This is a genomic window from Moraxella sp. K1664, from assembly GCF_039693965.1.
Classification (GTDB): Bacteria; Pseudomonadota; Gammaproteobacteria; order Pseudomonadales; family Moraxellaceae; genus Moraxella.
In genome coordinates, this window is the sequence record NZ_CP155576.1 from 2134283 (window position 1) to 2147644 (window position 13362).

At 44.8% G+C, this 13362-nt stretch carries 11 protein-coding genes; 4 read left to right on the forward strand and 7 right to left on the reverse strand.

Translation table 11 applies throughout. The features are described from left to right. Positions 1-4: 4 nt before the first annotated feature. Together aroC and AAHK14_RS10525 are read right to left on the reverse strand one after the other, a co-directional pair. Complete coding sequence (aroC, locus tag AAHK14_RS10520; protein ID WP_065256659.1) at positions 5-1093, reverse strand: chorismate synthase; 1089 nt, start codon at positions 1091-1093, stop codon at positions 5-7. A 326-nt stretch (positions 1094-1419) separates the two neighbouring features. Next, entirely contained in the window at positions 1420-2250 is an 831-nt protein-coding gene (locus AAHK14_RS10525; RefSeq protein WP_065256658.1) for a glycosyltransferase family 25 protein, read from the reverse strand. 75 nt (positions 2251-2325) lie between these two features. Between AAHK14_RS10525 and AAHK14_RS10530 the strand changes: the two genes are divergently transcribed. Next, entirely contained in the window at positions 2326-3306 is a 981-nt protein-coding gene (locus AAHK14_RS10530; RefSeq protein WP_065256657.1) for a glycosyltransferase family 4 protein, read from the forward strand. An 8-nt stretch (positions 3307-3314) separates the two neighbouring features. Here the strand turns inward: AAHK14_RS10530 and AAHK14_RS10535 are convergent, their stop codons facing one another. The 5 genes from AAHK14_RS10535 to aspS are packed head-to-tail and all read right to left on the reverse strand — an operon-like array spanning position 3315 to position 9130. Further along, positions 3315-4067 (reverse strand): glycosyltransferase family 25 protein, encoded by a 753-nt coding sequence (locus tag AAHK14_RS10535; RefSeq protein ID WP_065256656.1) that lies wholly within the window; start codon positions 4065-4067, stop codon positions 3315-3317. After that, positions 4064-5656, reverse strand: coding sequence for a glycosyltransferase family 2 protein (locus AAHK14_RS10540; protein ID WP_227514755.1), 1593 nt, complete (start codon positions 5654-5656; stop codon positions 4064-4066). Before AAHK14_RS10540 ends, AAHK14_RS10535 begins: the two co-directional genes overlap by 4 nt. Next, positions 5653-6399: a glycosyltransferase gene (locus AAHK14_RS10545; RefSeq protein ID WP_065256655.1), complete on the reverse strand. Its 747-nt coding sequence runs from the start codon at positions 6397-6399 to the stop codon at positions 5653-5655. Before AAHK14_RS10545 ends, AAHK14_RS10540 begins: the two co-directional genes overlap by 4 nt. After that, positions 6396-7313, reverse strand: a complete 918-nt coding sequence (locus AAHK14_RS10550; RefSeq protein ID WP_065256654.1) for a lysophospholipid acyltransferase family protein — start codon at positions 7311-7313, stop codon at positions 6396-6398. Before AAHK14_RS10550 ends, AAHK14_RS10545 begins: the two co-directional genes overlap by 4 nt. 17 nt (positions 7314-7330) lie before the next feature. Next, the gene (gene aspS / locus AAHK14_RS10555) at positions 7331-9130 is read right to left on the reverse strand and encodes an aspartate--tRNA ligase (RefSeq protein ID WP_065256653.1); all 1800 of its coding nucleotides are present in this window, start codon (positions 9128-9130) and stop codon (positions 7331-7333) included. 275 nt (positions 9131-9405) lie between these two features. On the opposite strand from aspS, the gene AAHK14_RS10560 reads away from it, so the two are divergent. The 3 genes from AAHK14_RS10560 to AAHK14_RS10570 all read left to right on the forward strand — a co-directional run bounded on the left by AAHK14_RS10560 (position 9406) and on the right by AAHK14_RS10570 (position 13325). Then, on the forward strand, positions 9406-11268 hold the full coding sequence (locus AAHK14_RS10560; protein WP_065256651.1) for a potassium/proton antiporter: 1863 nt from the start codon (positions 9406-9408) through the stop codon (positions 11266-11268). A 63-nt stretch (positions 11269-11331) separates the two neighbouring features. Continuing rightward, the gene (sohB, locus tag AAHK14_RS10565; protein WP_065256650.1) at positions 11332-12315 is read left to right on the forward strand and encodes a protease SohB; all 984 of its coding nucleotides are present in this window, start codon (positions 11332-11334) and stop codon (positions 12313-12315) included. 143 nt (positions 12316-12458) lie between these two features. Then, positions 12459-13325: an SDR family oxidoreductase gene (locus tag AAHK14_RS10570; RefSeq protein WP_065256649.1), complete on the forward strand. Its 867-nt coding sequence runs from the start codon at positions 12459-12461 to the stop codon at positions 13323-13325. The last annotated feature ends 37 nt before the right edge of the window (positions 13326-13362 follow it).

The following is a 13362-nucleotide window of genomic DNA, read 5'->3' on the forward strand; positions in this document are numbered from 1 at the left end:
ACTTTTATTCAATCGGCTTTAATGGTTGCACAACATCGGCATTTTGCCCACGATGACGCAAATAATGGTCAAGTAGGACAATGGCAAGCATCGCCTCAGCAATCGGTGTGGCTCGCACGCCCACACAAGGATCATGGCGACCTTTGGTAATGACGTCTGTTGCCTCACCATCTAGGTTAATCGTCTTGCCTGCGGTGGTGATACTGGCGGTCGGTTTTAGGGCAATGGCAACACGAATAGCCTGCCCACTACTAATCCCACCCAAAATCCCGCCTGCGTGATTGGCACAAAAACCGTCAGGGGTTAGCTCGTCTCGGCTGTCATGCCCAAACTGCTCGGCAACCGCAAACCCATCACCAATTTCCACACCTTTGACAGCATTGATAGACATCATCGCATGGGCAATGTCCGCATCTAGGCGGTCAAAAATCGGCTCGCCCAAACCCACGGGGACATTCTCGGCAAAAACCTCCAATTTCGCCCCACAGCTTGTGCCTTGTTCACGCAAGGACGTAACCAACGCCTCAAAACGTGGCAGAGCGTCAATATCTCCACAAAAAAACGGGTTTTGGTTTACAATATCCCAATCTAGTTTCTCAGCCTTTTCAGTGCCAATTTGGGTAACGTGTCCACGAATGACAACGCCCAAACGTTCTTTTAAATATTTTTTGGCAATCGCTCCTGCCGCCACACGCATGGCAGTCTCACGAGCAGACGAACGCCCACCGCCCCGATAATCCCGAAAGCCGTACTTCATCGTGTAGGTATAGTCGGCATGATTGGGGCGAAAAGTTGTGGCGATATTGCCATAATCTTTGGATTTTTGGTCGGTGTTGCGAATGAGTAGCCCAATCGGTGTGCCTGTGGTACGCCCCTCAAACACCCCAGAGATAATCTCCACCACGTCATCTTCTTTACGTTGAGTGGCGAATTTAGAAGTCCCCGGTTTACGGCGGTCAAGCTCGGCTTGCAAATCCGCCTCGCACAGCTCCAAATTGGGCGGTACACCGTCCACAATCGCCATAAGCCCCACGCCATGCGACTCGCCACAGGTGGTTACGCTAAAAAGTTGTCCTATTGTGTTGCCTGACATGGGTTGCTCTCTTTGATTGTCTTATGTTTGGATAAGTATAATTAATTACATAATGATTTTTGATGATCTTGGAAGCTTGTAATCGTAAATTTAAAAGCTTTCAATATTGGCAATCTTGCTTTTCTAAATTACAATTAATTTTTAGCTAATAATTTTTGTGAATGTCACTAGGACGTGCCTGCCTTTTGCATTTGCAATGAAAAATGCCCGTTTAAAAAAGCAGGGGAATTGCACGTTTCTCATGCAAAAACGGTTGGTTTGTTTCTAAAATATGTCTAAATTGTAAATGTTGTTATAAAGGTTCAGTGCGCCCCATATCAAGTGTATTAATCAAGTGTCAAGTAAACAGTTTTTCTCTTTCTATCTATATGGGTGATAATTTTTTTTATCCATCTATAAAATTGCCAGAATGGTCTTTTTACCTCTCTCCAAATCTTTTTATACAAATTTTGATGAATTTTTTCACGCTCAATTCTAAGTATGTTTTCAAATCTGTTTCGACGATCTTGTTCTAGTTGACTTGAAATAATAGTTTGATTGGTCTGTCTGTCGCTTTGTATGCATAGACAGGGGTTTAATTGATATGGATGATACTTGCCATGCTGTATGTAATGTTCAAATACAATGTGATCGACAGCAATAATGCCGTTATATTTAGTATAATCTTTATGAAAGTCCACAAGATTGATAGCGGCATCTTTGGACAATATATATCCTGCACACCCAAGATGAATGTCAATAAGAGGGATTAAAAACCTGTCTTTTGCAGAAATCTTAGTGCCTTTTGACAAAATGATTTTGTCAAACAACTCTATTTTGATAATGTGGCAATCTTTGGGAATCCAGTCGGTATTATTTAGAAATGACTGGCTTGAATTGGCTAAGTATACATCATCCTCAAAGATTCCAATATACTCCAAATCATCATCAATGGCTTTTTGCCATAAACTAACATGACTAAATAAGCATGCCAACTCTCCTTTGGTTAGATTGGCATTGGTGATATCTAGCCCAAATTTAGTCGCTAACTCATCAATTTGGTCTGGTGTAACAGCATCAAAAAATTCAAAATTAATCTCTTTTTGTCCAAATTCTTGTATAATATGTAGACGTCTTTCTTGTGCATTGGCAAGGCTGATGACATAATTTTTAAGCATGGCGTTGGCGAATGAGAAAATTTATGGTATATTGCCTAAATTTCGTCATTTTGTCAAGCTACGATTGGGAGTTGCATGAAAATATTACACGTTTTATTAACTTCCCTACCTATTCCGCCCAATGATTATGGTGGGACGGAACGGGTATTATGGGCGTTATATCAAGGGCAAAAAGAGCTTGGGCATGATGTTAGGTTTTTGACCAAATACGACAATAAAAATCCCGATGGCTTGATATATGATGAAAATAAACCCTTGGAGGGTCAAATAGAAGGCTGGGCGGATATTATTCACTTTCATTTTCCCTATGATGGCGAGATAAATACGCCATTTGTCTGTACTGAGCATAGCAATAGTGATATTGAAAAAGAATTTAATATCAACACCATTTATTTATCATCCAAACACGCTGAGAATTATCATGCCAATTGCTATGTGCATAATGGGCTGTATTGGGCGGATTATGGCGAGCCAAATTTGGACAAGCCACAAAATTATGTGCATTATTTGGCAAAGGCGACATGGCGAATCAAAAACGTACAAGGAGCGATAAAAATCGCCAAAAATGCCAATATACCCATACATATTTTGGGCGGTAAACGCTTTAATCTAAAACGCAATCCATATTTTTATTTATCATCGGATTTGACTTTTCACGGTATGGTGGGTGGCATGGCTAAAAATGACCTTGTGAGAAATTCAAAAGGGCTGATTTTTCCTGTGTTGTGGCATGAGCCGTTTGGGCTTGCCATGATTGAAAGTTTATATTTGGGTTGTCCTGTATTTGCCACGCCATTTGGGGCAATGCCCGATATTGTCAGCGATGACGTGGGGGTGTTGTCGGACAGTTATGCGGTGCTGACCGAAGCGGTCAAAGATGTTGATAAGTTTGACAGACGAGCATGCCATGAGCGAGCCAAATCGCATTTTAGTCATCTGTCCATGTCAAAGGCGTATGTGGAATGCTATGAAAGAGTATTGGCAGGCGAGAATTTAAACGCACAACGCCCAAAATCAAAGGCGAATATCAAGGATAGGCTAAACATGAGAGTGTAGACAGTCAACTACTTAAATGGTACTATCTTGTAGACAAGTCTTTTTAAAATGCTTCGCTTCCATGTTTTCATGCGACGGTTAAATTGTTGGATTAAAGTCATAGGTTGCTCATAACGGTTGTTGCGAGTGGCTTCGAGTGTGCTTTTTAGGGTATTGTCATGCCTATCTGACTGAATGGCTAGAGCAGGGTTTAGCTGATAGATGGTTGAATTAATGCAAGTGTTTCCAAATAAAATATGGTCTATGGCTTGTCCGTGAATATCAAAATCGTGTTGCAAATAACCCATGAGCGAGCAAGCATGGTCTTTTGAGATGATGTAACCGCATGCTCCAACGTGGGTGCTTTTTAGGGGGTGTAATGCCCTGCCATGATGATGAATGATAGGTTTGCCCAAATGCACCAATTCATGCCATGTTTCTAGCTTGATAATATCAAAAGGAAAGTTTAACCAGTCGTCTTGTAAAAAGGCAACGGCATTTTCGCCCAAATATACGTCATCTTCAAAAATGGCGATATGCTCTAAGTTGTCATCTATCATCTTTTGCCATAAAAAGACATGACTTAAAAAACATGCCTTTTCGCCCAATGACAAGCGTTGGTTGTTTGCCAAAGGAATGTTTAATTGCGTGGAAATACGCTCTATGTTGTCTGGCGTAACCGCATCAAAAAATGCAAATTCAATACCTTGTTTGCCGAATTCCGCCTTGATATGCTCTCGGCGGTCATGAGCGGTAGCTAGACTGATGACATAGTTTTTCATGGCTTATTCCGATTCATCTGCCACAGCATGATGTATTTATCCAAGGTATAACCCAAAGACGCCACCGCCAAGATATAGCCGTACGCCCCGCCCATAAAGTCGGCACGGATGACATGCTCACGCACAAACGAAAACCACGAGCGAACAAGCAGTCCTGCCATGCTCACGGTTTTGCCTTTGGTGTGTTTTTCTTTTGCCCAGTCGTGGCTGTATCGGATATTTTTTACCAAAAAATGATGCAGATTGTCGTTGGTGATGTGGGGCAAATAGCCCTTTAATACCACGCTTGGCACGCCTTGTTGGTCAAGCGATTCATGCACTTCTAAGTCTGAATATTTAAACTGCGTGCGAGCATAGAGCCGAGCAAGCTTATCGGTGTACCATGAGCGTGGCTGAACTTCCACGCCACAAAAGGTATTGACCCGAGCAATGGCAAAGACCTTATCTGTCTGCACGGGTTGCCTTAATATATCAGCAATAGACTGCCTTAATTCTTGGTCAAGGCGTTCATCAGCGTCCAGCACCAGCACATAATCGCTTGTAGCATAAGACTGGGCAAGTTGGCGTTGTTTGCCAAAGCCTTGCCAGTCGGTATTGGTGTGCCATTTTGCTCCAAAAGATTCGGCAATCTTGCGGGTATCATCGGTGCTACCGCTATCCAAAATGATAATCTCATCTACCAAATCATGCACGGTATCAAGGCACGCTTTTAGGTGCTTGGATTCGTTTTTGCAAATCATGACAAGCGACAGCGTGCTTTTTTTGTTGGTCAAATCAATGGGCGTGAGATTTTTGGCAAATTCTACCGATTTTAAAAACGCTTGTTCGGCTTGGTTGTGGGTCAAATCGTACAAAATGGCGTATTTGTTAAAGGTGTATTGGGTAAACATCAGCGAATAAATCAACCCATACCTGCCCTGCAAAAAACGCCCGTCCACAAAATACTGTTTAAAAAACGCCCAAAACGGGTTTAAAATTACCTTACTAAATTTGCCTTTTTTGCCCTGTCTGTGCCTATCGTCCGCCCATGCTTTGGCGTATTCTAGACGTTTGGTGAGCCAAAATAGGGGCGTGTCTGCCGTGTGATGTCGCATAAAGCCGTCAAGCGTGGCAGTGCTTGCCCCATTTAGCACGACCGATTCATGCACTAAGTTATTGTCATAGTTATATTTTTTTGGATACAGTCGCCAATGAGCCTTAACCGCCCATAGCCTGTTATCAATCTCATGCCCAAAAATACAGTCTATGCGTTTGATCCCATATACCGTATCATTGGGTGGATTTTTAATGACCGCCAAAATGCTCTGTTTTAGCTCATCGGTAATCTCTTCATCAGCGTCTAATGCCAATATCCATTCGCCTGTGGCGTATGATTGGGCAAGTTGGCGTTGTTTGCCAAAGCCTTGCCAGTCGGTATTGACGTGCCATTTTGCCCCATATTGTTCGGCAATTTCTCGGCTGTTGTCGGTGCTACCGCTATCCAAAATGATAATCTCGTCCGCCAAGCCGTCTAGAGCAGGCAAGCTGATTGCCAAATTTTTGGCTTCATTTTTGACAATCATGACGACTGATAGGGGGTATTGACTCATTGCCAAGCATCCTTAATCCACTCACTTGGCAAAACATGGCGATACCATTTACCGCCCCCACCTGTGATGGCGTCTGGTGGATTAATCTCGCCATGAAAGATGACGATTTTTGCCCCGTGTGGTTTTTTGGGTGGGACAAAATACGCCATGGGAATTTTTTGCAGGCAGTGATATTTAAAACTCACACACCAACTGGCGTCCCAATATTCCAAATGATGATGTTCACGCAGATAATTGGATAAAAACGCCTGTTCGTGGCGAACTTCTGAACGGATTTTTTCAAAATTTTGTTCAAAATAACTAAGTAAGTTCGGATAAGTATTTTGCCCCACTTTAAAGCGATATACCGAACTGTTGCCGACCATTCGCCACGGCTTTTTCCAATCACGGATAATCATCACGCTGTCATCATGCTCCGCTTTGTGCGTAAAAAAGCAGTCAATATTATCCACGATGACAATGTCAATATCCAAAAATAACGCCGTGCCTTTTAAATCATACAATTCTGGCTTAAAGGTGGTGAGTTTTTTCCAGCCACGTTCGGGCAGGTTGGCAGGTAGGTTTAGCTCGGGAATGGGATAGCATTTGACATTATCATCAATGCCCGTGGGGTCGTCCGTCAAGCACACCATTTGAAAATCAAGGGTCAAATGGCGTTTTACCATATTATACAGGCGATTGACGTACTCGGCACCGTATTTGGTTCCCCATTTCATGCAAATCACATAGCGGTTGTCGGTCATGGATTTTCCTTGTTTTTGTCTATTTTATAAGATTTTATTTGGGCGTGCAAATCATCAAAAGGCAACAGATAGGGATTTTCGCCAAAAGGCGTGGTCTTAAATCGCCGATAGCCCCACATATAATGGGCAAAATGCTCATTTATCATCATCTGCATACTATTATTTAAAGCAGTGGTGGCGATGATGTCGTTTTTGTCGTACAAATTGGGGTCGGTCAAATCATAACAAAATATCTCAAATCCGTCCTTGCCTTTAATACACGCCAGACCAACCAACGCACAGCCTGTTTTTTGAGCAAGTTTGGTGGTGAGCGTGCCTGTCATGGTGGGAATGCCAAAAAACGGTACAATCTCTCCGCCATTTTTATCAGGCACATGGTCGGGCAAAATCACAGTAAATCCGCCTGATTTTAGCGTTTTAAAAATCGCCTTAACGCCTGTGCTGTCGGTGGGGACAAGCGTAGCGGACAGCCGTTCACGACCGCTTAGGATAAATCGGTCAAGGCTAGGATTGCCAGACGGTTTATACATAATCGTCAGATCGCCAAAACCGCACAGCCATGCGTTCATCATCTCCCAAGTGCCGATGTGTGGCACCACCAAAATCAGCCCCTTGGGATTGGCAAAACCACGCTCCAAAATCTCACGGTTATGCACCGTTTTGATTTGGGCGATAGACCATTCTGGGGACATTGCCCAGCTTTTGGCACTGTCTAGGGTGCTGATAAGCTGATTTTGCAAGGCGGTAAAGGCAAGCCTGTCTCGCTCGTCCTTATCCATAAAAGGGCGGACTAGCATGAGATTGGTGCAAATACTGCGGTAAATGCTGGCATTTGACCATTTGGCAAGATAAGACGCAAAACGAGCCAATGCCCCCAAAAAGGACATTGGCACGAATTTGATAAGATTAAGCATAAATCACAAGTCTATGATTATTCAGCTTTTTCTTTTTCACGCACACGAATGCCAAGCTCACGCAGTTGCTTATTATCCACGCCAGCAGGGGCTTCGGTGAGCGGACATTCTGCCGTTTTGGTCTTAGGAAAGGCAATAACGTCCCGAATAGAGCTTGCTCCTGTCATGAGCATGACCAAACGGTCAAGACCAAATGCCAATCCGCCATGCGGTGGCGCACCGTATTTTAGGGCGTTCAGTAGGAAGCTAAATTTCTCTTCGGCTTCGGCTTCATTAATGCCTAGTGCTTCAAAGACTGCCTTTTGCATATCTAGGGTATTGATACGAAGACTTCCACCGCCAATCTCGGTACCGTTTAGCACCATGTCATAAGCGATAGACAGAGCGGTCTCTGGGCTGTTTTTCATCTCTTCTACTGTGCCTTTTGGCTTGGTAAATGGGTGGTGAACTGATGTCCACTTACCGTCATCAGTCTCTTCAAACATGGGGAAATCCACAACCCATAGTGGAGCCCACTCACAGGTCAAAAGATTTAAATCATGACCGATTTTGACACGCAACGCACCCATAGCGTCATTAACCACTTTGGCTTTGTCGGCACCAAAGAAAATGATGTCGCCATTTTCGGCACCTGTGCGTTTGATAAGTTCTACAAGCACGTCATCGGTCATATTTTTGATGATAGGCGATTGTAGTCCGCTTTCTTTATCTACGCCGTTGTTGATGTTAGATACATCATTTACCTTGATGTAGGCTAGACCTTTTGCCCCATAAATGCCAACAAATTTGGTGTAGTCATCAATCTGGCGACGCGTAATCTCACCACCTTTTGGAATGCGTAGGGCAACCACACGACCTTTGGGGTCTGCCGCAGGGGCGGAGAATACTTTAAACTCCACGTTTTGCATGATGTCCGCCACGTCCACAAGTTTTAGTGGAATACGCAAATCAGGCTTGTCGGACGCATAATCACGCATGGCTTGTGAGTACGGCATACGCTCAAATTTATCAAATTTTACGTCCAAAAGTTCATCAAATAGCTTGGTGGTCATGCCTTCCATTAAGTCCATGATGTCGTTGTCATCAAGGAATGAGGTCTCGACGTCAATTTGGGTAAATTCAGGCTGGCGGTCGGCACGCAAATCTTCATCACGGAAACACTTGGCGATTTGATAATAACGGTCAATACCGCCTACCATAAGAAGCTGTTTGAATAGCTGTGGCGACTGTGGCAGGGCATAAAACTCGCCATTAGACACACGGCTTGGCACAAGGTAATCCCTTGCCCCTTCTGGGGTGGCACGAGTTAGGATAGGTGTTTCAACGTCCAAAAAGCCATGCTCGTCTAGGTAGTTGCGGATAAGGCTTGTTACCTTTGAGCGAAAACGCAAGCGGTCAAGCATTTCAGGACGGCGAATGTCAAGGAAGCGGTATTTTAGGCGTAGCTCTTCTGAAACGTTGCTAAAATCATCGTTTAGCGGAAATGGTGGCGTTTCGCTCGTGGCAAGGGTTTCAATTTCTTTGGCAAGAAGTTCAATTTGACCGCTTTTCATGTTGGGGTTTTGGGTGCCTTCGTATCTGGCACGCACACGCCCTGTGATTTTTAGGATAAATTCAGAACGTGCCTTATCAGCGGTGGCAAAGGCTTCTGGCGTGTCGGGGTCAATGACGACTTGTAATAGTCCGTCCCGGTCTCTCATGTCCAAGAAAATTACGCCCCCGTGGTCGCGACGGCGGTGTACCCAGCCGACAACGGTAATGGTTTGGTCAATGTAGCTTTCGGTAACACTACCGCAATATTCTGTGCGAATTGCCATAAATTTGCCTTTTTTAAAGTTGCTTTAATTTTGAAAAAGTTGAAACCTGCTATTATGCCTTTAAAATGCAATTTGGGCAAGTTTTTTTGTAAAAATTTGTCAAAAGGATATGACGGAGCAAGTTATCCCTTTGAGCATTTTTGACACTGGCTTTTGGACAAAAATTGGCACGTTTGGGGCGATTTTGTGTTACAATTAGTCTTTTTGACTTACCCTTTGGCGATTGACCGCTGTCAAGTTTTGCCCACAAATTACCCAACCCAAAAAGGAGCGTGATGGACACCCTAAATATTTTGTACCTTGTCTCGGCGGTGCTGATTTTTGTAAGTATTATGACAAGCCAGTTGTCGGCTCGTTTGGGCGTGCCTTTGCTGTTGTTCTTTTTGGGCGTGGGTGTGCTTGCTGGCGAAGAAGGGATTTTGGGGATTGAGTTTGAGCAGTATGCCCTTGCTAATTTTATCGGACAAGCTGCCCTTGCGTGCATTTTGCTTGATGGGGGACTTAGAACGTCTCTCAACTCGTTTCGGGTGGGGTTAAAACCTGCCGTTACCCTTGCCACTTGGGGCGTTGTGGCAACTGTATTGACGCTTGGGGTGTTTATTGCGTATCTTTTGGGGGTGGACTGGCGACTTGGGCTGTTGATTGCCGCCATTGTGGGCAGTACCGATGCGGCGGCTGTTTTTAGCCTGCTTAGAAATGGTGGGGTCAAGCTCAACGACCGTGTGCAAGCAACGCTTGAACTTGAATCGGGGGCGAACGACCCGTTGGCGATTTTGCTTGTTACGGTCATGATTGCCCTAAACCTTGACCCCGAAAGCCAAACAATCTGGACAATTTTGTCGCTACTTGCCACCCAAATTGGCGTGGGGCTGGTCATGGGCGTGGTGTCGGGCTTTGTGCTGTCAAAACTGCTCCCCAAGGTGCATTTGGCGGACGGTATGTATGCCATTTTGATTATGTCAGCAGGCATGGCGGTATTTGGGGCGACCAACCTGTTGGGCGGTTCGGGCTTTTTGGCGGTGTATTTGACGGGCGTGGCGATTGGTAATACCAAAGTGCGTGCCACCGAACACGTCCTTCGGGTCATGGACAGTTTTGCGTGGCTATCGCAGGCGGTGCTGTTTGTGGTGCTGGGGCTACTGGTTACGCCATCTAGTCTTTTGCAAGTGTGGCATTACTCTTTGATTGTGTTTTTATTTTTGTTGTTTGTCGCTCGTCCGTTTGCGGTCATGACAAGCCTGTTGCCTTTTGGCTTTAATTGGCGTGAAATTGGCTTTATCTCATGGGTGGGTCTGCGTGGGGCAGTACCGATTACCCTTGCCATTATTCCCATCATGATGGCAGTTCCCCAAGCCAATTTGGCGTTCAACATCGCCTTTGGGCTTGTGATTTTGTCGCTACTTGCCCAAGGGGCGACCATTCCTTTTATGTCCAGAGCCTTTGGGGTATGGGTGCCAACCGATAGCGAACCAAAGGCGGAGCATGAGATTTGGGTAGGCGACCATGCCAATATTACGCTTTATGAATTTGAAGTGGGCAAGGGGGCGTTTGCCGTGGGACGACACCCTGTCAATATCTCAAGCCGTTTTAATGCTAATGATGTCAATTTGTTTGCGGTGGTAAGAAACGACCATTTGCTTGTTGTCAATGACGACACGGCATTGCGAGCGGGCGATGTGGTGTGGTATGCCATGAGTGGGGACAATGCCAGCTCTGTGGCAAAGATTTTTAACAACTCTGCCACCCAATACCAAAAAACAAGCGAGTTTTATGGCGATTGGCTACTGTCTCCCCACATCAAAATTGCCGATTTGCCGTTTTTTAGCGGTGGGCAATCCTTGCTCAAAACAGACCGACCCAGCACGTCCAAATCCACCAAAAAAACGCCCTTTGACTTTTTTGAAGTATTTACCCCACCCAAATCAACGCTTGGCGGAATTGATGATGAGTTGATTGAAATATTTGATAAGCACAAAAATGAGACCATCGAAGAGTATATGCTAAACCATTTTCATGCTGAGCCTGTCAGTGGCGATAAGGTGCGACTCAACGACCATTGGAGTCTCATTGTGCGTGATGTGGACAATCGGGGCAGACTGCGTGGCGTGGGGCTAAAAAATACGGTCAAAAAGGAATAAGGGACTTTTAAAACGCCAAACAAACCCCATTATTTTTTAAAATTTATCAAAAAAGGTAAAACCATGCTATTTCATTCATCAAAAAAGCCGACTGAATTATCCATTATTCATCTTAATAAACTCCAAGACAAACGCCAAGAGCAACTCAAAGACGCTCTAAAAAACAGCCAAAAAGACGACAAAAAATGCGGTCTGTTTGGCAAATTGTACAAAAAAGCCAAAGATAAGGCAAAAGACAAAAAAGACAAGGCGGACGATAAGAACAAGGGCGACAACAAAAGCGTCTTTGTCCTAGATTTTGACGGCGACATCAAAGCGTCTGCGGTGGCTCATCTGCGTGAAGAGATTAGCGTGATTATCAGCTCGGCAAAATCAGGCGATGAAGTGGTGGTACGTTTGGAGAGTGGTGGCGGACAGGTGAATGCTTATGGTTTGGCAAGTGCTCAACTTGCTCGCCTAAAACAAGCAGGGCTTATTCTCACCGTCTGCGTGGACAAAATCTCGGCAAGTGGTGGCTATATGATGGCGTGTGTGGCGGACAAGATTATCGCCAGTGATTTTGCGGTCATCGGCTCGGTGGGTGTGGTAAGCCAGTTGCCTAATTTTAATAAACTTCTTAAAAAGCATGATGTGGATTTTGAGCAATTTACCGCAGGCGAGTACAAGCGTACCGTTACCATGTTTGGCGAAAATGACGATGAAGACCGTGCCAAGCACCAAGCGGACATTGACCGCATTCATGAATTGTTTAAAACCTTTGTCAAAACGCACCGCCCAAGCCTAGATGTGGAGAAGATTGCCACAGGCGAGATTTGGTTTGGGCAGGACGCTTTGGATTTGGGGCTTGTTGATGCAATTGGTACGTCCGATGCCTATGTGCTTGAACTGATGAAAGAGCATGATGTTTTTGTATTACACACTCGCACCAAGCCGACTTTGGCAGAAAAGTTAGGCTTGTCTGAACAAATGGGCGTAAAGATGGGTGATATGGTTGGACAAATGGTGTCATCGGTAGGCGAACAACTTGCCAAATATCAACGTCCTTAAAGAGTCTTACAAGTGATTGAATGTACACATCATTTTGCTTAAAATTTTGATAAAAATGGTGTAAAATAAGCCATTCAACTTTTTAAAAGCGGACAATGGTTGTTCGCTTTTTTATTGATTTTAACGTATGATTTGGGTTGTTTATGAAAAAACTGGAAGAAGTCTTTGCCAAAGCCGATAAGTTCGGACGAGTGGTTGCCAATAGATTTAGCAAAATCAAAGATTTAAATGACATTCGTGGTATCGGTCAAGGCAAAACGGTGCTGATTACAGGAGCAAGCTCGGGGCTTGGGGCGATGATGGCTCGCAAATTTGCCTTTTTGGGCTATGATTTGGCGATTTGTGCCAGACGACTTGACCGCTTGGAGACCCTAAAAGCCGAGCTAGAAAAAGAATTTGGCGTAAAGGTTTATGTGCGTACGCTGGACGTTACGGTGTATGATGATGTCTTTACGGTGTTTGAAGACTTTGCCAAAGATGTGGAAAATGACGGTGGCACACTTGATAAAATTATCGTAAACGCAGGCGTGGGCGACAGCCGTGTCATCGGGCATGGGCGATTTGCGATAAATCGTGCCACTGCCGAAACCAACTTTATCTCCGCCCTTGCCCAGTGTGAATCCGCCATGCAGATTTTCCGCCGTCAAAACAGCGGTCATCTGGTGGTCATATCTAGCATGTCTGCGGTGCGTGGCTTACCACGTCATTTGACGACTTACGCCGCTGCCAAAGCAGGCTTGGCGGCTCTTGCCGAAGGGATACGAGCTGATACCATTAGTGAAAAACTGCCGATTACGGTGTCCACAATCTACCCTGGTTATGTGCGTACCGACCTAAATATCGGAGCAAAATACCTGCCCTTTGAAGTGGAAGAAGACGAAGGGGCGGACGTGATTGTTAAAGCCATTGAAGCCAAGGTAGATGAAGCCTATGTCCCTGCGTGGCCGTGGTTGCCGATTGGACTGGGTATGAAATATTTACCGTTAAGACTGATTACCAAATTTTTGTAATTAAAAGGTATAGATGATTTGCATTTTATCCCAAAGC